An 18,794-nucleotide genomic window follows, 5' to 3' on the forward strand; every position below is an offset into this window, starting at 1 on the left:
TTATTCGCTGGAGACGTCGATCAGCACCTTGCCGACGGTTCCGTTCTCCACGGCGTCGTGTGCGGCCGCGGTCTCGCTCAGCGGGAAGCGGTGCAGTGGCAGGCCGGTGGCTTCGCCCACCTCCAGCACGCCTGCTGCCGCCGCTGCGCTGACGTCCGCCTCGGCGTTACGCAGAGCCTCGTCGCCCACGGTGTAGAGCAGCACGAACTGGTAGCGAGTGTTGAGCACCATGTTAGGCCGGACGTCGAGGGTGATGGTGTCGCCGCCGTTGTTGGCGTAGACGGCTACGGAGGCTCGGTTCGCTCCCACGGCCGCGTTGAGTGCGGCGTTCTGTGCGGGAGCGACCTCGACCACCAGATCGATTCCGCCGGGCACCAATTCGCGGATGTCAGCGGCGGCGTCTCCGGTCTTGTAGTTCACCACGTGGTGCGCGCCGGCAGCGGTGGCCAGTGCGCCCTTCTCCGGTCCGCTGACGGTCGTCACCACGGTCGCGCCTGCCCAGCGGGCCAATTGGATCGCGGCATGGCCGACGGCACCGGCACCACCGGCGACGAGTACCGACTTGCCTTCCAACGCGCCGGGATGCAAGCGAGACGGGCCGTCCTCCGACACCGTCAGTGCGCGGTGTGCCGTCATCGCGGGTACGCCGAGGCTCGCGCCGACGTCGAAGCTGACGCCGTCGGGGAGAGGAACGACTCGTGATGCGGGAAGGTTGGTGAACTTCTGCGCCGTTCCGGTCGGACGCTGATGCTGGGCCAGGTACACCCAGACTCGATCTCCTACGGCCAGCCCCTCGACGTCAGGGCCCACGGCGTCGATCACTCCGGCACCGTCCTGGTTCGGAACCACCTCGTCGAACGCCAGCTTCTCGCCCGGTCCGGAACCGGTCCTGTTCTTCCAGTCCGTCGGATTGACGCCCGAGACCACGACGCGCACGCGCACTTCGCCTGCGGCAGGGTCGGTCACCTCGCGATCTTTCGGTTCGAGGACGGACGAATCGCCGGTGCGGGTGTACACAATTGCTGGAGAAGTCATACCGGGTTCAACGCGCCTGGAGGGCCCCGATGTTCCCTTCGAGGCAATCGGGGTATGCATGACTGGCTATCAGTGCTCGACGAAAGAGGCGTACTCGATGAACCACAACGACCTGCTGACCGACGCATTCGGTCGAATCAAGGAACTCGTTCACTCGGTGTTGGACGACATCCCCGCTGCCGCGTTGACCTATCGGCCCGACGCCGATGCCAACAGCATCGCGTGGTTGCTGTGGCACCTGACGAGGGTGCAGGACGACCACATCGCGGGTGTGGCCGGGAGCGAACAGGTCTGGACGTCGGACTCTTGGTTCGAGCGTTTCGGATTGCCGTTCGACAAGTCCGACATCGGGTACGGCCAATCGTCCTCCGACGTCGCTCGGGTCACCTCGAGCGCCGAGTTGTTGCGCGAATACCACGACGCCGTGCACTCGAAAACCGTTGCGTACCTGAGCGGTATCTCGACCGACGATCTGGACCGAATCGTCGACGAGAACTGGGATCCGCCGGTCACGTTGGGTGCGCGCCTGGTGTCCGTGGTCTCCGACGACCTTCAGCATGCCGGGCAGGCGTCGTACGTTCTCGGCCTGTACACCCGGCAGGCATAGTCGTCAGGCGTAACGCTTCTGCAGGTTCTCCAGCGTCTTTCGGATGTTGCGACGCTGGAACTGCGGGAACGTCTTGCCGCTGGTGACGATCTTGTCGAACACGAGCGCCAGGGCATCGGGCCATTTTGTTCTGTCGTCGGTCCAGGTTTCGGTGACCTTTGTGCCGCCCGCGACTGGCTCGAAGTCGTATCGCCAGGTTGCGTTAGCGCCCTTGATCTTCGGAGCGCTCTTACCGATGGCGTGGACGCGGAACTCGAAGGTCTTGCCCGGGTCGGCTGCGGTCACGGTGCAGCGAGTGATCCACTTCGCCCGGCCGCGCTTGTTGGTTCCGTCGAATACCATTCCCACGTAGGCGCTCTCGCGGGGATCGTGCACAGTGGCACCGGTATTTTCGGGACTCCACTGGCCCATCTTGGTGGGGTCGCTGATCGCAGCGTAGAGGGTGTCGGCGTCGGCGTTGACAACGACGCTGTCGGACACCGTGAACTCGCGGCTCATGAGGATGCGCCGTTCTTCAGGCCTGGATGAATACGAGTGAGCATGGGCACCAACAATGTTCGCGGGGTGATCTGGGCAAAGATCGATCCGATGCGGTTGGCGGGCCCGGGGATCGACACCATCCGTCCCTTGTCCATGTCGTCGACCGCGGTCTTGGCCACCGTTTCTGCCGACACCCACATGATCGATGGCAGTGCCTTCTCGGCGTCGTCTTTCGCGAAGCCCGCGGCCTCGCCGAAACCGGTCTGCACCGGTCCTGGGCACAGCGCGGTGGCGGTCACGCCGGTTCCGCGCAGTTCTCCGGTCAGAGACTGGGTGTAGGAGAGAACGAACGCCTTGCATGCGCCGTAGCCCGCCTGGCCGGGAAGCGGCTGGAACGCGGCGGTGGAGGCCACGTTCAGCAGAGCTCCGCGTCGTCGCTCGGTCATGCCGGGGAGGAAGCGAGTGCAGAGATCGGCGACGGCAACCACGTCGACCTCGATCATGTTCATCTCTGCTTCGGGGTCGGATTCGACGACCGGGCCGAGCGTCGACAGCCCGGCGTTGTTCACCAGGATGTCCGGTATCAGTCCGAGTTCGGTGATGCGCCCGAGCAATTCGGCGCGGGCGCTGCGATCGGACAGGTCTGCTGCGAGCACCTCGGCGCGAACTCCCCGCGAGCGGAGTTCGTTCGCAAGCTCGTCGAGCTTGTCGGCGCGGCGGGCGACGAGGGTGACTCCGTGACCTCGGGAGGCGAGTTCGCGAGCGATTGCGGCACCGATTCCGGAAGACGCTCCGGTCACGACGGCAGTCCGGTCGGGTGCGGGGCGAGGAAGGCTCATGCCCCCACCGTAGCGAACGCCCGCTGTGCAGCGCATTTGAATCCGGATGAGAGGTTAGCCTAGGGTTACTTTAAATTCCCTTTGCTTGTCGAAAGGTAACCATGTTCTTTGTTTCACCGACCGGCCGACGGACTGCTCGCCGCGCAACCCTGCTGTCCGCGCTCACGGTGTCGGCCCTTGTGGTCGGCGCGTGTTCGAGTACCGATACCGCGGAGGAACCACAGGCGGGCAGCGACTTCGCGGCCGTCACCATCGATTCGGCGTTGGGTCAGGCCATCATCACCGAGAAGCCGGAGCGCATCGTGACGCTCGGGCAGGGTTCGGCAGAGACGGCGATTGCGCTGGGTACAGTCCCGGTGGGCGTCGAGGAGTATTCCTGGGGTGCCGACGACACCGGCTACCTCCCGTGGGTGCACGACGCGGTCACCGAGTTGGGTGCCGAGCTTCCCCAGCAGTTCACGGGCGGAACCGAATTGAACATCGAGGCCGTCGCGGCTCTCGAACCGGATCTGATTCTGGCACCGTGGTCGGGCGTCACGCAGGATCAGTTCGACAAGCTCAGTGCCTTCGCCCCGGTGGTCGCATACGAGGAGAAGCCGTGGACCACGACGTGGCAGGACCAGATCACCGTCATCGGCAAGGCCATGGGCGAGGAGCAGAAGGCGGCCGAGGAGATCGACAAGATCGAGAACCGCTTCGCCGACGCTGCCGCCCAGCACCCCGAGTACGCGGACGTGAGTTTTTCGTACATCTACAACACCGGCCCCGGAACGCTCGGAGTGTTCCTCGCCGACGAGCAGCGCGTCGCGATGGTCCGCGGTCTCGGGCTGCAGGTCGATCCGGTGGTGAACACGCTCGACGAGACCGAGGGCACCGACTCGTCGGTGATCGGCTTGGAGAACGCGAATCTGTTGAACGATTCCGACTTGATCTTCACCTTCTACTCCGATCCGCAGAACCGCACCGACACCGAGAATCAGCCTGCGTACAAGCAGATTCCGGCCGTGTCCCGTGGGTCGGTCGTTGCGCCGACGGATCAGTCCTTCGTCACCGGGTCGTCGATCATCAACCCGCTGACAGTGCCGTGGGCACTCGAGCGCTACGTGCCGATGATCGACGAGGCTGTCGCGAAGCTCGACGCCGGCATGTCTTCGACCAATTGAGCGGAGCGTAGAAGAGACGGTTGATCTCGACCCCATCGAGTCCCAGACCCGCAGACGGTGCAGAAAGCCCACGGTGGTCTACTCGAATCAATCTGTTGAGCAATCTCTTCCAGCCCCGCACCGTGTTCTCGGTGCGGGGCTGGATTGTTTTCGCGCGTCTCTATGCGATGTGGGGGCCTGCTCGGGCGTGGGATGGCCTGGGTTGTCGGTAGGGGTCGACGGTGGCCGGGGGTACGAACCAGGGGTGCTGATCGGTGCCGATGAACACTTCCCAGTCGCTGTGGTGGATGAGTCGGTGGTGGAATCCGCACAGCAGGACGAGGTTGTTCATGTCGGTGGGGCCGCCGTCGGCCCAGTGCCAGATGTGGTGGCCTTCGGTCCAGGCGGCGGGTTTTCCGCAGCCGGGGAACGCGCAACCGTGATCGCGTGCAGTCAAGGCGCGTTTCTGTTTCGCGGTGACGGTACGGGCGGTGCGGGCGAGGTTGAGTGGGTTGCCGTTCTCGTCCATGACGATGGCGGTGAGAAGGCAATCGCAGGCCAGTTGGCGAGAGGTGTTGCGGGAGAGGGGTCCCATCCACGGTAGCCACCCGACCGACGTGCCGTCACCGAACAAGTCGCGATACGCGCCGCGATCCGGGCTCGGTCCGGCAGCGCTGTCGGTCTCGAGTTCATTCGCCGCGTCCGACTCGGTCGGGTCGGAGTGTATTGGGTCGGAGTGGATCGGGTTGCCGGCGTCGATGTCCACCGGGTTGGCTGGATCGGCGTTGTCGGATTCTGCTGCAGCGCGGGTGGTTTCGTCGTCGGTGATGTCGTCACTGCTCTGGCTGGCCAGGCTCTGGAGGTCCTGCAACCGGATGTGGAGGTTGATGTGGGGTCTTTCGCCGCCTTCGGTGGGGCGGTCACTGGAGGCGAGGTAGTGGTCGAGGATCTGCCCGAATGCGTCGGCGCGTCGCCTCGCAGGACTGCGTTCGTCGGGGGTGCCGTCGGCTGCGGGTCGAGGTTCGGTCAGCGGTGAGAGTGCGGTGAAGAGCTTTTCCGCGGTGACGGCATCGAAGTCGGCCTTGAGGCACAGGCGTTGGTTGAGGGTTTTCGATGCGAACAGTTCGTTTCGGTCGGTGTCCTCAGGGGGCGGCTTGTCGCTGCCGTAGGTGTCTTCGAGTTTGGTGATCGCTTCGCGGATGTTGTCGGTGCGTGCCCCGGGCCCGGTTGCTGCGGTGATCATGGCTTTACGAGCGAGATCGCGGCCCTCTTGGGGGAGGTTTTTCGGGGGTGTTTCGGCGAAGGTGAGGATCAGGGCGGCGTGGTCGACGGACATGACGCCGGTGTTCACGGCGTCGGCGATGTCGGGGAAGTTCTTCAACCCGCGAGCGAGGGCCACGATCTTGTTCGCTTTGCTCGGGGTGAGCAGGGTGGTGGAGGTGAGCCAACCGGCGGGCCCGGGGAAGCCGAGCTTCTCCCGGCTCACGCGGGTGTCGATGTCGGCGACCAGAGCAATCCGCCGTGCTTCGAGCAGTTGGATGTCGTGGGAGACCGCGGCAGCGTCGGCGAGCAGTTCTGCTTCGCTCAGTTGCCAGATCTCCGTGGTCATAGGAAGAAGTGTATCGAACGGGTGTTCGATGCGCAATGATGGTGCAATCGAAAACTATTGCTGTGCAGAAGGATTCGGGATACGGAACCTGTCAGTGGTCCGTGGTAGAGGCTCGATCTCCCCGACGATCGCACCAGACCGCCATTCTGCGGCGACAGGAGCTGTGGAACACGGCCGGCTCCCGTGTCAGCGCCTCAGTAATAGTGGTGCGCGTTGCGCAGTCGATACCAACAGAGACCACTCGACAGGGTCCGGCCGTGCACAATTTGCCGGGGCGCGTCAGTACACCTCGCGTTGACGTTCCTGTTCCAGCACCTGCTCGAGGTCGTTCAATCGGTTCATCGACGACACCTGTCGCGCGGTGCGGTGGTTCAGTGCCAGCATCTCGCGGTGTCGGTGGACGAAGGCCCAGTAGCCGGCGGTGAAGGGGCAGGCGTCGTCACCCAGCCTCTTTTTCGGATTGAATTCGCATGTGCCGCAGTAGTCGGTCATGCGGTTCAGGTACGCCCCACCCGAAGCGTAGGGCTTGGTGGCGATCACTCCGCCGTCCGCGTGCTGGCTCATGCCGATGACGTTCACCGGCATCACCCAGGCGAACCCGTCGACGAAAGCCGTCGCGAACCACTCGGTCAGCGCTCGTGGGTCCCAGGCATGTTGCAGCGCAAAGTTTCCCAGGATCATCAGCCGCGGAATGTGGTGCACCCAGCCGCGGTCGCGTACGCCGTCGACGGTACTGGAGAGGCATTTCGCCACCACCGCATCGCCGTCCAACTCGAGAAGCCAATCCGGTAGTGGCTCATGGGCTTCGAGTTTGTTCCGTTCGAGGTACTCCGGCCCCATATGCCAGTAGAGGTGCCACACGTATTCGCGCCAGCCGAGGATCTGCCGAACGAAACCCTCCACGCTCGCCAGCGGGGTGCCGTCGCGATGGGCGTCCTCGGCGGCGTGCGCCACGTCCAACGGTTGCAGCAGACCGAGGTTGAGCGGGACCGACAACAGCGAGTGCGACATCGTCCAGTCGTCGGCCATCACTGCGTCCTCGTATTTGCCGAAGTCGTCCAAGCGGTAATCGATGAAGTGCGACAACGCTTCCGAGGCCTCGGAGGCAGTTACCGCGAACACTCGTGGCCCGTCGACTCCGACTGTGTCCAGCTCCCACGAATCGAGATCGGCACGCACCTCGTCGTCGATGGCATCCTCGGTCGGCCACCACGGTTCTTCCACGCCCAGGGTCAGCCGACCCTTCGGGGGTGGCGACTGATTCTCGGCGTCGAGGTTCCATTTGACAGAGACTGGGTCGGCACCGTCCATCAGCACATCGAATCTTTTGCGCTGCTCGCGGTAGAACGTCTCCATGCGAAAGGTTCCGCGCTCGGCCGCCCAGTCGGCGAACTCGGCCCGGGGGAGCGCGAACATCGGCGTCGGCAGAATTTCCGAGACCAGACCCTCCTCGTGCAAGGCAGCGACAAACATCTCCGCCGCATGCGAGGTGGGCTCGAACACCACCACGGGCTTGCCGTACTCGGCCAGGGCTTCGCGATACGTCTCGGTCTGCAGATAAGTGACGCGATCACCCAGCTCGTCGGCCAGATGACGCATCCCCGACAGCACGAGATGGAGCTTCTGTCGGTGGTATCGCCGGCGTCGAAACACGCGCCGGGACTCGATCATCAGCACGTCTCGCTCGGCATGCTCGTCCACGGAGTGGAAGTGCGGGCCGAGCTGATCACCGAACAACCACAGAGCGTCCATTCTCGGAGTGTTCTCCCGCAGCGACGACGGCAAACCAGCGTCCGCAGCATGGCCGGCTGGTGAACACTGTGGCCGACCCAGGCGCGCCTCACTTGACCACCGACGATCCATCGCATGGACTGACCCGATGCCCGCTGATTCTGCGCTGTCCAGAAGAACGTTTCTTCGCTCGTCGTCGGTGGCCGTTGCCGTGGCCGGAGTCGTCACGACACTGCCCGCGGTCGCCCACGCCCAAGGCAGCGACCGAGGCTTTCTGCACGGGGTGGCATCGGGAGATCCGTTGCCCGACGCGATCATTCTGTGGACCCGCATCACCCCCACGCCCGACGCCACCCCAGGCTCCGGCGTCGGCCCGCAGGTATCGGTCACCTGGCGCGTCGCCCGGAACGTAGACATGAGTGGCGTCGTCGCCTCCGGAACCGTTTCCACCGGCCCCGATACCGATCACACCGTGAAAGTCGACGTCGACGGCCTCAGCGCAGACACCACGTACTTCTACGATTTCCGCACGAACGACGCGGCGTCGGCCGTCGGGACCACGCACACCGCCCCGGCCAACGATGCCGACATCGATGCGATGCGTTTCGGCGTCGTCTCGTGCTCCAACTGGGAATCGGGCTACTTCGGTTCCTATCGCCACCTGGCAGCCAGGGGAGACCTCGACGCCATCGTCCATCTCGGCGACTACATCTACGAGTACGAGACGGGCGGCTTTCCGGGGCGCGACGGCGTCGTCCGACAGCATTCGCCCACCCACGAGATCGTCACCCTTGCCGACTACCGCCAGCGTCACGGTCAGTACAAGTCCGACCCGGATCTGCAAGCAGCGCACGTCGACGTGCCGTGGATCTGCACGTGGGACGACCACGAGTCGGCCAACGACGCCTACGACGGCGGTGCCGAGAACCACACGCCGGCCACCGAGGGCGATTGGTACACGCGTAGGGCCAACTCCGAGAAGGCCTACTACGAGTGGATGCCGGTCCGCGCAGCAGGCACTGCCACCAACCGTCACCTGTACCGCAGGCTGCGGTTCGGCAACTTGCTCGAACTCTCGATGCTGGACCTGCGCACCTACCGCTCGCAGCAGGTGTTGCCGTTCAACGGCCCCGAGGTCGATTCACCGAACCGCACCATCACCGGTGCCGAGCAGATGCAGTGGCTCACCGACGGCATCGTCTCGTCGCCGACGCAGTGGAAGATCGTCGGCAACCCGGTGATGATCACGCCCACTCTGATCCCACCGCTCGATCGAGACGCAGCCAGGGCCGTCACCTCGCTCCTCGGAATCCCGGAGGGCGGCTTGCCCTACAACGCAGATCCCTGGGACGGATACACGGCCGACCGCCGCAAGCTGCTCGGTGCCATCGTGGACGCAGGCGTCGACAACACCGTCTTCATCACCGGCGACATCCACTCCGCTTGGGCCTGCGAGGTACCCCTCGACGCAGCGCACTACGCAACGACGGAACCGGCTGCCACCGAGCTCGTCGTCACCTCGGTGAGCTCGGCCAACATCGACGATCTGACGCACACTCCGCCGCACACGCTGGGCCGGGTCGCCGAGGAAGCGTTCAAGGCGCTCAACCAGCACGTGAAGTTCGTCGACCTCGACAGTCACGGTTTCGGCGTCTTCGAGGTCACCAAGACGGCGGCTCGGATGGACCACTGGTTCCTCACCGCCAAGGAGGATCCGCGGACCGGCGTGTACTGGGGAGCGGGCTTCACCGTCGACTCCGGCACCCAGCGGCTTCGGGCGGCGGCACCGCCACTGGGCTGACCCGCCATACTGGACGGCGTGGCTGTACCGAAAATCGTCCTGTTCTACGTGTTCACTCCATTGCCAGATCCCGAGGCGATCCGGCTGTGGCAACACACGCTGGCCGCGTCCAACAACCTGACCGGACGCATCCTCATCTCCGAACACGGCATCAACGCGACGGTGGGCGGCGACGTCGACGACGTCAAGAGGTACGTCCGCGGCACCCGCAGCTATCCGGCCTTCAAGTCGGCCGACATCAAGTGGTCCGACGGACTCGGCAACGACTTTCCGCGATTGAGCGTGCGAGTGCGCGACGAGATAGTCACGTTCGGAGCCCCCGGGGAACTGAAGGTCGACGCCGACGGCGTGGTCGGCGGTGGCACTCATCTGAGCCCGCAGCAGGTGCACGAGCTCGTCGATTCCCGCGGCGACGACGTGGTCTTCTTCGACGGCCGCAACGCGTTCGAGGCGCAGATCGGTAGATTCAAGAACGCGGTGGTCCCCGACGTGGAGACGACGAAGGACTTCGTCTCGCAGCTCGATTCCGGTGCCTACGACCATCTGAAGAAGTCGCCGGTGGTCACGTACTGCACCGGGGGAGTGCGGTGTGAGGTGTTGTCCTCGCTGATGGTGGCTCGCGGGTTCGAGGAGGTCTATCAGCTCGACGGCGGAATCGTCCGGTACGCAGAGACTTTCGGCGACGACGCGCTCTGGGAGGGCTCGCTGTTCGTGTTCGACAAGCGGATGGCGCAGAACTTCTCCGACCACACCGCCGTCATCGGTCGCTGCAGCGCCTGTGGCAATCCGACGTCGCGGTACCAGGACTTCGACGGTGATGCCGGCCGTGGTTTGCGGTTGATCTGTCTCGACTGCGCCTGAGTGATGCTGCCCTTTCGAGACGGTCTTGCGCCTCTGAGACTGCTTCTGCCGCATGGTGATCCGGCCACCACCATCGTCGAATATCTCGAACGTGAGATGTCCGACGACGATTGGCGTCGGGCAATCGGCGACGCCGAACTGGTGGACGAGAAGAGTCGGCCCATAACTTTGGACACTCGCTACCGCGCCGGTAGCCAGGTGTACTTCTATCGTGTTCCGGCGCATGAGGTTCCGGTGCCGTTCGAGATCGGCATCCTGCACGAGGACGACGACCTGTTGGTGGTCGACAAGCCACATTTCCTCGCCACCATCCCGCGTGGTCGGCACGTCACCGAAACCGCGACCGTGCGGCTGCGCAAGCAGTTCGACTGCCCCGACCTCACGCCCGCGCATCGACTCGATCGCGCCACCGCTGGAGTGCTGCTCTTCACCAAGACCAAGCATGCCCGACGGCCGTATCAGGAACTCTTCTCGACGCGCAACGTCGCCAAAGAGTACGAGGCCGTCGCGGGTTTCGATGCAGCACTGCAGTTTCCGCGCGTCGTACAGAGCAGGATCCTGAAGGAACACGGTGTCATGACAGCGTACGAGGAGCCGGGGGAGCCGAACAGTGAGACCAGAATCGAGCTCATCGACACTCTCGGCGACCTCGCCCGCTATCGACTCTTCCCCAAGACGGGTAAGACCCATCAGCTGCGAATCCATCTGTCGTCGTTGGGGATTCCCATCGTCAACGATCCGTACTATCCGGTGTACACATCGACTCCCGCCGACGACTTCACTCGGCCGTTGCAGCTCCTGGCCCGGGCACTGGACTTCATCGACCCGCTCACCGGCGAACAGCGGCGATTCGCCAGCGCCCGAGAACTCCAGCTCTGACGCTCAGAATCGTTCGTTCGGACGATGGTGACAATTCGGGCGCGAGGTTAGCGTGTCGAGCAGATATGTCCGATGGAAGAACAGAGGAGAACTGCGTGAAGCGTCGTATTGCTGTTGTGTTGGGAGCTGCCGTCATCGCTATAGCGTCGCCGGCTGTTGCCGTGGCCGATACCGGAAGCGCGAGCACCGGTAGCTCCGACAACCTCGCGGCCTTGTTCGGTGCACTGCCCGCGATCTGGCAGGAGTGTGGACTGCTCGTATTCACCGGCCAGTGTGGCGGTGTCGTGACCCAGCCCCCCGTGTAGACACCAACCCAACCGACAAACGCGCGCGCGTTCGCCAGACGCTCGCGGAATGGTTGACAATTCCGCGAGCATCCAGCAAACGCGCGCGCGTTTGCGAGAAACCCAGGCCCTACTTGGCCAGCGACCGCGCCATTCCGCGTTCGACGGCGGCGACCAGCTGCGGGCGTAGTTCGGCGGCGGGGACGATGTGGTGCACCGATCCGACGCTCTGTGCTCGTTGGATGTTGTGGATGGCCTCGAATTCGGCTGCCACTTCACCCAGTTTGGCGTTGCGGGCGTTCGCTCGCACGGTGGCGAGTTCGACGCGCAGTGCAGAGCGGGTGGCGTCGTCCTCGGCTGCGTTCAGTCGTGCTTCGAGCTCCTTGACGTCGGCGTCCGCTGCGGTGCGGGCGTTGACGTCGCGGGTGAACACCACTGCGGCTGCCGGGGCACCGCCGAGTACGGAGGCGAAGGAGCCCTCGACGGCGAGGACTTCCATGTTGTCGTTGAGTGCTCCGGAGAACACCACGAACGCGCCGCCGTGGTAGCGCGAGACGACACAGAACACGACCGGTCCGTCGAAGTTGACGATGGCGCGGCCGATTTCGGCACCGTATTCGAGCTGGATGTTGCGCAGCGATTCCGGTGATCCGTCGAAGCCGGAGAGGTTGGCCAGCACCACGATCGGCCGGCTTCCGCTGGCGGCGTTGATGGCGCGTGCCGTCTTCTTCGACGAGTTCGGGAACAGGGTTCCCGAGGTCCACTGATCGGGGCCGTCGGACGGGAACCAGCCCTTGCGGGGGATGGCTCGCGATTCGATACCGATCACACTCACCGGGATTCCGGCGAGGTGGGCGTCGAACACCACCGAGGTGTCGGCGTCGGCCATGTCGGCCCACCGCTCGAGCACCGAGTGGTCCTGGTCGACCACGGCGCGCATCACGGTACGAATGTCGAACGGCTTCTTGCGGTCCGGGTTGGTCACCGAGGAGAAGATGTCGCCGACGGTGGTGAAGTCGCTCGACGGGTGGACGTGCGGGTAGGTACGCACGTCGCGCTCGGTCGGGTCGGCCGTGGCTGCACGGCGTGGGAAGCGTTCTCCCGGTGCGGCATACGCGTGATCGTAGTGGGCGAACAGGATGTCGCATGCGGCTCGCAGGTTCGGTGCCCAGTACTGCGCCTGGCCGTTGGGGCCCATGACGCGGTCGTAGCCACCGATACCGAAGTTGTCCTCGGCCGAGACGCCGCCGGAGTAGTCCAGGGACTGCTTTCCGGTGAGCACCATCGCGCTGTCGGGGGTCATCACCAGGATGCCCTTGGTGTGGGTGAGCATGGTGGCTTCGGCGTTCCAGTACGGCTGCGCGCCGACGTTGATGCCCGCGACGACGATGTTGATCTCTCCGCCGGCCTGGGTGAAGGTGATGATGCGGCGCAGGCCGCGCGAGACCCAGTCCATGTTCTCGGTGCCCGATTCCATGGAAATCGTTGCGCCGGAGGACAATGCGAACCATTCGACAGGGGCACCGAGTTGTTCGGCGAGGTCGATGGCCGCAACGATCCGCGAGCATTCCGCCTCGGCGACGGTGCCGAGCGCCTTGGTGGGGTCACCGAAGAGTGCGACGCGGGTGATGCCCTCGGGGTACTTGGCGGTCGGGGTGGTGGCCACACCGACGATGACGCCCGCGGAGTTGCGGCCGTAGGGACGATCGACCGGGGCGAGCACGCCGTCGGCGTCGAAGTCGTACTCGGTGAACGTGCCGCCGTTGCTGCTGAGCAACGGAATCAGCTCGTACGGGTACACGGTGCCGCGGGCCTGGGATCGCTGCACCTTCTGGGTGTACTCGTCGAGCGGGCGCATCGGCTCGGTCGGCGGCGGGGTCACCTTGGCGACGATGCCGGCACCGGACCGGTACGACAGGCGCAGAGCCACCTCGCGCGGCGTCGCGCCCGGTGTTTCGGCCAGGCGTGCGATCAGCGTGATCTCTTCGAGTCCGGCTCCGATGGTCAGCGGTGCGATGTGCCGGGCGATGGTGGCGATGCGGTCCGCGGGCACGTTCAGCACCGGCCAGACGTAGAGCACGACGCGGTTGGCGTCGAGACGCTTCTTGCCGCGTCCGGCCTGTGCGCGGCGGATGCCGTCGAGGCAGGCTGCGACGGTTCGTTCGATCTCCGGCACGGCGACGATGTTTCCGGCGTCGTCCAATTGTGTTGTGATGCCGCGGATTTCGGCGAGGGCGACGAGTCGCTCGTCGGACGGGTTGGCCTTGGACGTCAGGTGGAACAGGTAGGTTCCGGCGCTGGCGGGCAGGCGAACTCCGTCGAAGTTCTTCAGTCGCCACAGGTCGAGTCGCTGACCGGTGAGTGGGTGCATGTCCCGGATGATGGTGTCCTCGGCGAGGGGCTCGGATCCCTCGACCGTGGTGCGGCGGTACGTCATCTTTCGCGTGACCGCGCCGAACACGGTGACCGTGACCCGGCGCCAGCGGCCGGAGCCGGAGTGGGCGGCCAGAACTTCCTGCAGTCGGGCCGAGAGCACGTCGCCGTCGGCGGGGGCGTCGGGCCACGACAGGTACAGATCGACGGCAAGGTTCTCCGGCGACGGGCCGGCGATGTCCTCGACGGCGTCGAGAGTCGTTGCGAGGGAATCGAAGTCCGTCGCGGTCGAGATCAGATGCAGTCGTTCGCCCGAGAGCTCGAAGTTGCCGGTGACGAAGTGCTTACCGTCGCGGTCGAAGGCCTTGACGTCTTCGAGAGTCCGAATTTCGTAGTACTGACGGGTGATCACCTCGAGCAGAGCACCGGGATCGGTGATCCGTTGTGCCAGAAGCTCGATCAGCGGTTCCGGTGTCGCCACGAGAGCGGCTACACGCGCCGAGTAGTCGGCTGCGTCGTGGTTCTCGGCCAGGTACTGCAGGCTGCCACGGACACCGTCGTAGACCTTCTCGCGGGCGATCCGGATCTGCGGCTCGTCGAACAACCGGAAGCGCAGGTTGCGGGCGACGTCGCCGATGACGGGGTAGCGGGCCTGAGTGGCACCGATGAGGCGCTCGAGTACCTCGGCCATGGCCGGGGTGGCCTCGGGCTGGGCGGAGGAGTCGCTGAGCCAGTGGCCGAGCAGCGCCGCGATCACCGGAACCTGGTTCTCCATGCGCTGCAGGGCGAGGAAGACGCGGTAGACGGCCTCTTCGAGAGCCGGGGTTCGGCCCTCGTCGATGGCAGCGTCGTAGTGCGCGAGCGCGCGAGTGAGCTTGGCGCGGAACGACTCCGGCAGACCCTGGACGTCCGCGTCGAGCGAGTGCAGGAACGAGTGGAAGTGCTCGCGGGGGGAGTGGACTCGCTCGTCGCCCGTCTCCTCGTCCATCGTCGGACGGTTGCGGGAGAGCTCGCAGATGTCGGCGAAGGTGTTCAGCAACGCCAGTTCGGCGGTGACCAGCTCCGAATCGTCACGTGGCACCTCGGCACGCAGAGTCTCGTAGGTGGACAACAGGTTTCGAGCCCGGGCACCGCTGACGTCGAAGCCGGTGATGAGGGCCGCGAGTTCGTCGAGCCGATCCAGTGCCCGGCGCTGCGGCGAGCGCTGCGCGGCGTCGTCGACGCCACGGAACTGCACCCGAGGTGCCTGCTCGGAGACCTTCTGTTCTCCGGCCTGATCGACGCGCAGCAGTGCAGCTCCCGCGTCGACCTGTCCGTTGACCGAGGCCAAGACCTCACGCACGGTGCCCGCGTACGGGGACCGGACGGCAGTTTCCATCTTCATCGATTCGAGGACGACGAGGGTCTGTCCTGCTTCGACCTCGTCGCCGACGGCGACCGGGACGGCGACGACGACAGCGGGTGCAGGCGCGCGGACCAGCCCGGCCTCGTCCTGGGAGATCTGGTGGCTGATGCCGTCGACCTCGACGAGGAAGTGGGCGGCTCCGGCGACGGTGACCACCTGGTAGCGGCGGTCACCGATGACGAGGCGGCTCTCGTAGGTGCCGAGGCGCTCGACGTCGACCTGCAGTTCGCCGATGCCGTCGCTTTCGATGCTGTAGCGGTGAGTTCCGGTCTGGCCGACCTCGAGCTTGTAGGCCTGGCCCTGGTAGTTCAGCTCGACGGTGCGGCCGATGGCGTGTGTCGCGCGTGGGCGCCCGCCGCGTGCGGAGTTGAGGAACGAGGTGCGTTCGCGGCCTTCTTCGGCGTCGTAGGCGTCGATCGCTGCGGCGATGATGGCGATGTCGGCGACGGCGGTCGGTCCCACCTGGGAACCGGCTTCGGTGCGGTCGAGCCAGCCGGTGTCGGCGGAGGCGGAGATGACTTCCTCGCGGTCGAGCAGGCTGAGCAGGAACGACTTGGTGGTGGTGCCGCCGTCGATGACGACCGTGGTCTCGCGCAGTGCGTTGCGCAATCTCGCCAGCGCTTCGCTGCGGTCGCGGCCCCAGGCGATGACCTTGGCGACCATGGAGTCGTAGTCGGGTGGGATGACGTCGCCCTGGGCGATGCCGGTGTCGACGCGGATGCCGGTGCCGAGGGGGAACTTGAGCAGCTCGACGGTGCCGGGGGCCGGTGCGAAGCCGTTGTCGGCGTCCTCGGCGTTGAGGCGGGCCTCGACGGCGTGACCGAACTCGGGCGGGCAGTCGCCGGGCAGTGCCTGGCCGTCGGCGACGAGGATCTGCAGCTTCACCAGGTCGATGCCGGTGGTGTATTCGGTGATCGGGTGCTCGACCTGGAGGCGGGTGTTGACCTCGAGGAACGTGAAGATTTTCTGCTCGGGTTGGTAGAGGTACTCCACGGTGCCCGCGCCCTGATATCCGGCTGCCTTGACCAGCTCGGCCGAGGCCGTGCGCAGCTGATCGGACTGTTCCTTGGTCAGCAGCGGGGAGCTGGACTCCTCGATGACTTTCTGGTTGCGACGCTGAATCGAGCAGTCGCGCACACCGGGGGCCCACACGTTGCCGTGACTGTCGGCGATGACCTGGACCTCGACGTGCCGGGCGTCGGTGACCAGACGCTCGAGGAACACGACGGGGTCGCCGAACGAGCGCTCGGCCTCACCCTGGGTGCGTTCGAGGGACAGTTCGAGTTCGTCCTCGTGGAAGACCTTGCGGATACCGCGGCCACCGCCGCCCGAGCGGGCCTTGATGATCAACGGGTAGCCGATCGCCGCGGCGTGACGACGGGCGTCGGCGCGGGTCTCGACGGGGCCACCGGACCACGGTGCGACGGGAACGCCGACCTTTTCGGCGAGAATCTTGGCCTCGACCTTGTCACCCAGCAGGCGCATCGCGTCCGCGGACGGGCCGATGAAGGTGATGTTCAGGCGGGCGACCAGGTCGGCGAACGTCGGGTCCTCGGCGACGAAGCCCCAGCCGACCCATACGGCGTCGGCCCCGGATTCCACCAGTGCCGCTTCCAGCACGCCGTAATCGAGGTAGGCCGAACCGCTCGCCGGCTTACGCAGCGTGACCGCTTCGTCGGCCAGGCGGACGAACATGGCCCGCTTCTCGGCCTCGGTGTGCAGCGCTACGGTGCGGATGCCGTAATCGTGTTCGGCGTTGAGCTCTCGGACGGCTCGGATCAGCCGTACTGCTGCCTCGCCTCGGTTGACTACTGCAATCCGCTTGAACAACGTATCTCTCTTCGCTCGGTGTAGGCGCACATCGCGTCGGTGCACTCGATGGGAGGTGGGTCCGGCTGGGCATGTCCGTTTGATGGTTGTCGGGTCGTTGCGCAGGCTCCGGTCCTGCGCCCATGCAGCACTCCGGTCGACTTATTCTAGCGGCAACCGGGCCCTGTGCCGTGCCAACGGCGTTCGGGTTGAGTGTGATTGATCACGAACGAGCCAATTCAATTCTGTGACAACGCATTCCGTATTGGACATTTTCTTTCCTCTGCCTCACGACAGATTCGTACTCACGAGTAGCGTTGTCGGGACGCATAATTCGTGATTCCTCACCATCTCTGGCTACCGGCGAGTACATTACCGACGGGTACAGGTCGACGAAGGCGGTTTCGGACGAGCAGCAGGTTGCCGAGGAGGCGTTCATCCGGTGTGTCCGACGCTCTTGTCCGGTATCCGCAACGCGTTGACCCACAGCCTCGTCGCAGTGGCGAGCAGCGCCTCGTAGTCGGCGTCGGGATTGCCGTCCTCGGCGTCGACGACGAAGTGGTTGAACGCGAGACGACTGATCATCGACGACAACGCGCGGGAGGCGAGCAGGGGATCGAGGTCGGTATCCGCCACGCCGCGTTTCTGCAGGCTCTCGATACTGCGTGCGTTGCGTCGAACGAACGCGTCGGCGCGTTCGCGGCGTAGGCGGCGAAAGTCGGGATCGATGTTGGAGACCTGCTCGAGCAGTGCCATCAGCTTGGCGTTGCGCCGATATGCCTCGAAGTACGCCCGGTTGCTGGCTGCGATCACGGCAGCGGGATCGTCGTGCGGGTCCACCCGTTCCGTGCCGGGGTGCAGCATGTCGTCCCTGGCCTGTTCGAGCACCGCGGCCAGAATCTCTTCCTTGCTGGTGAAATACGTGTAGAAGGTCCCAGCCGAGCAGTGCGCGGCTCTGGTGATGTCGATCAGCCGGGAATCGAGGTAGCCGCTGTTCTCGAACACGCGTCGGGCGGCTGCCACCAGTGCGGATCGGGTCCGTAGTCCGCGCTGGGTCGTCGGCCGGCGAGTCGGCTGCTCCCCTTCGGACACCGGTGCGGCAGGCATTCAGTCTTTATACGTCATCGCTCACCGCCGTCGGGTCGAACCAGCCGGGTGAACCGCACGCCGCTGTCGAACTGGCGTGAGTGCAGATGCTCGAACCGTCGTGCGATCGGCGGCTCGGGTCCGGTCTCGGGCGCGAACAGCCCGATGCCTCGGCCGAGCACGACGGGATAGACCTTGAGAAACAGCTCGTCTATCTCGTCGACGAGCTGCCCCGCGAGGTGGCCGCCGCCGCAGAGCCACACGTCGGCGTCGCTGTCCTCGGCTTTGAGTTCTCGAACCAGGTCGATCGGGTTCCGGCCGACGATCGGCTCGGTCGCGTCCGTCGCGGCAGGCAACGTATGGGAGAGCACGTACTGCCGCAGATGGGGGTAAGGGCTGGTGATGCCGATGTCGAGTGCGGGTTGCAGGGTCGCCCGGCCCATCACCACGGTGTCGAACCGCGCCGGCGGGGCATCGATGCCGAGTGCGGTGCGGACGTGCACCGGCAGCGTCTCGGGCAGCTCGGTCACGATGGCCTCGAGGTGATCACCCTCGGTCGCGAAGCAGTGGTAGGTGCCGTCGGGCGCGGCGATGAATCCGTCGAGTGTGACGGCGATGTAGTAAACCAGCTTGCGCATGCGACGCTCCTGCGATCGGCGGCCGGTGCGTGTCCGGACGGGCCGCGTTTTCTGTTGTTGTTCCAAGCAACCGAGTCGGTCTTTGTGACCGAGCACTAGAACGCATTCTGTGTGCTCGGACCCCGGTGAACAACTGCTTTTCAACGGCTACTGTGACGCGGGTGCGTAAGCACTGTCCCCTGGCGGGACGGCCATTCGAGCATTTGTGGGGAAAC

Annotated in this window: 14 protein-coding genes; 6 read left to right on the forward strand and 8 right to left on the reverse strand. The window is 65.2% G+C overall.

From position 1 onward, the window contains the following. Positions 1-1,035, reverse strand: a complete 1,035-nt coding sequence (locus VF34_RS04470) for an NADPH:quinone reductase (protein WP_032375477.1) — start codon at positions 1,033-1,035, stop codon at positions 1-3. 97 nt (positions 1,036-1,132) lie between these two features. On the opposite strand from VF34_RS04470, the gene VF34_RS04475 reads away from it, so the two are divergent. Further along, a complete protein-coding gene (locus tag VF34_RS04475; protein WP_032364903.1) occupies positions 1,133-1,642 on the forward strand; it encodes a mycothiol transferase in 510 nt (169 codons plus the stop codon). A gap of 3 nt (positions 1,643-1,645) precedes the next feature. On the opposite strand, the gene VF34_RS04480 is transcribed toward VF34_RS04475, so the two are convergent. Together VF34_RS04480 and VF34_RS04485 are read right to left on the reverse strand one after the other, a co-directional pair. After that, positions 1,646-2,140 (reverse strand): SRPBCC family protein, encoded by a 495-nt coding sequence (locus tag VF34_RS04480; protein ID WP_032375476.1) that lies wholly within the window; start codon positions 2,138-2,140, stop codon positions 1,646-1,648. Next, positions 2,137-2,961 (reverse strand): SDR family NAD(P)-dependent oxidoreductase, encoded by an 825-nt coding sequence (locus VF34_RS04485; RefSeq protein WP_032375475.1) that lies wholly within the window; start codon positions 2,959-2,961, stop codon positions 2,137-2,139. The genes VF34_RS04480 and VF34_RS04485 overlap by 4 nt, the downstream gene beginning before the upstream one ends. A 101-nt stretch (positions 2,962-3,062) precedes the next feature. Here VF34_RS04485 and VF34_RS04490 point away from each other — a divergent pair, with 101 nt between their 5' ends. Then, positions 3,063-4,124 (forward strand): iron-siderophore ABC transporter substrate-binding protein, encoded by a 1,062-nt coding sequence (locus VF34_RS04490; protein ID WP_045840971.1) that lies wholly within the window; start codon positions 3,063-3,065, stop codon positions 4,122-4,124. Positions 4,125-4,284: 160 nt separating this feature from the next. Here VF34_RS04490 and VF34_RS04495 read toward each other — a convergent pair whose 3' ends face one another. Next, positions 4,285-5,712, reverse strand: coding sequence for an HNH endonuclease signature motif containing protein (locus VF34_RS04495; protein ID WP_045840972.1), 1,428 nt, complete (start codon positions 5,710-5,712; stop codon positions 4,285-4,287). Between the two features lie 279 nt (positions 5,713-5,991). Continuing rightward, positions 5,992-7,464 carry a cryptochrome/photolyase family protein gene (locus tag VF34_RS04500; protein WP_045840973.1) on the reverse strand — a complete coding sequence of 491 codons (1,473 nt, stop codon included), beginning with the start codon at positions 7,462-7,464 and terminating at the stop codon, positions 5,992-5,994. 127 nt (positions 7,465-7,591) lie between these two features. On the opposite strand from VF34_RS04500, the gene VF34_RS04505 reads away from it, so the two are divergent. The 4 genes from VF34_RS04505 to VF34_RS04520 all read left to right on the forward strand — a co-directional run bounded on the left by VF34_RS04505 (position 7,592) and on the right by VF34_RS04520 (position 11,289). Next, the gene (locus tag VF34_RS04505) at positions 7,592-9,244 is read left to right on the forward strand and encodes an alkaline phosphatase D family protein (protein WP_032375472.1); all 1,653 of its coding nucleotides are present in this window, start codon (positions 7,592-7,594) and stop codon (positions 9,242-9,244) included. Between the two features lie 18 nt (positions 9,245-9,262). Further along, on the forward strand, positions 9,263-10,105 hold the full coding sequence (gene trhO, locus VF34_RS04510) for an oxygen-dependent tRNA uridine(34) hydroxylase TrhO (RefSeq protein WP_032375471.1): 843 nt from the start codon (positions 9,263-9,265) through the stop codon (positions 10,103-10,105). Positions 10,106-10,108: 3 nt separating this feature from the next. Next, positions 10,109-10,984, forward strand: a complete 876-nt coding sequence (locus VF34_RS04515; protein ID WP_032375541.1) for a pseudouridine synthase — start codon at positions 10,109-10,111, stop codon at positions 10,982-10,984. Positions 10,985-11,079: 95 nt separating this feature from the next. Further along, complete coding sequence (locus tag VF34_RS04520; protein ID WP_032375470.1) at positions 11,080-11,289, forward strand: hypothetical protein; 210 nt, start codon at positions 11,080-11,082, stop codon at positions 11,287-11,289. A gap of 109 nt (positions 11,290-11,398) precedes the next feature. Here the strand turns inward: VF34_RS04520 and VF34_RS04525 are convergent, their stop codons facing one another. From VF34_RS04525 to VF34_RS04535, 3 genes are all read right to left on the reverse strand, one after another. Beyond that, positions 11,399-16,876 carry an ATP-binding protein gene (locus VF34_RS04525; protein WP_032375540.1) on the reverse strand — a complete coding sequence of 1,826 codons (5,478 nt, stop codon included), beginning with the start codon at positions 16,874-16,876 and terminating at the stop codon, positions 11,399-11,401. 414 nt (positions 16,877-17,290) lie between these two features. Continuing rightward, positions 17,291-17,962, reverse strand: a complete 672-nt coding sequence (locus tag VF34_RS04530) for a TetR/AcrR family transcriptional regulator (RefSeq protein WP_032375469.1) — start codon at positions 17,960-17,962, stop codon at positions 17,291-17,293. A 14-nt stretch (positions 17,963-17,976) separates the two neighbouring features. Beyond that, positions 17,977-18,579 (reverse strand): dihydrofolate reductase family protein, encoded by a 603-nt coding sequence (locus VF34_RS04535; protein WP_032375468.1) that lies wholly within the window; start codon positions 18,577-18,579, stop codon positions 17,977-17,979. Positions 18,580-18,794: the final 215 nt, after the last annotated feature.

Origin of the sequence: Rhodococcus sp. PML026, assembly GCF_000963615.1 — a bacterium.
GTDB classification, from domain to species: domain Bacteria; phylum Actinomycetota; class Actinomycetes; order Mycobacteriales; family Mycobacteriaceae; genus Rhodococcoides; species Rhodococcoides fascians.

Excerpts from the sequence above, each read along its gene's own strand:
- VF34_RS04470 (WP_032375477.1), bottom strand. The coding sequence starts at position 1,035 with ATGACTTCTCCAGCAATTGTGTACACCCGCACCGGCGATTCGTCCGTC.
- VF34_RS04475 (WP_032364903.1), top strand. The coding sequence starts at position 1,133 with ATGAACCACAACGACCTGCTGACCGACGCATTCGGTCGAATCAAGGAA.
- VF34_RS04480 (WP_032375476.1), bottom strand. The coding sequence starts at position 2,140 with ATGAGCCGCGAGTTCACGGTGTCCGACAGCGTCGTTGTCAACGCCGAC.
- VF34_RS04485 (WP_032375475.1), bottom strand. The coding sequence starts at position 2,961 with ATGAGCCTTCCTCGCCCCGCACCCGACCGGACTGCCGTCGTGACCGGA.
- VF34_RS04490 (WP_045840971.1), top strand. The coding sequence starts at position 3,063 with ATGTTCTTTGTTTCACCGACCGGCCGACGGACTGCTCGCCGCGCAACC.
- VF34_RS04495 (WP_045840972.1), bottom strand. The coding sequence starts at position 5,712 with ATGACCACGGAGATCTGGCAACTGAGCGAAGCAGAACTGCTCGCCGAC.
- VF34_RS04500 (WP_045840973.1), bottom strand. The coding sequence starts at position 7,464 with ATGGACGCTCTGTGGTTGTTCGGTGATCAGCTCGGCCCGCACTTCCAC.
- VF34_RS04505 (WP_032375472.1), top strand. The coding sequence starts at position 7,592 with ATGCCCGCTGATTCTGCGCTGTCCAGAAGAACGTTTCTTCGCTCGTCG.
- VF34_RS04515 (WP_032375541.1), top strand. The coding sequence starts at position 10,109 with ATGCTGCCCTTTCGAGACGGTCTTGCGCCTCTGAGACTGCTTCTGCCG.
- VF34_RS04530 (WP_032375469.1), bottom strand. The coding sequence starts at position 17,962 with ATGCCTGCCGCACCGGTGTCCGAAGGGGAGCAGCCGACTCGCCGGCCG.
- VF34_RS04535 (WP_032375468.1), bottom strand. The coding sequence starts at position 18,579 with ATGCGCAAGCTGGTTTACTACATCGCCGTCACACTCGACGGATTCATC.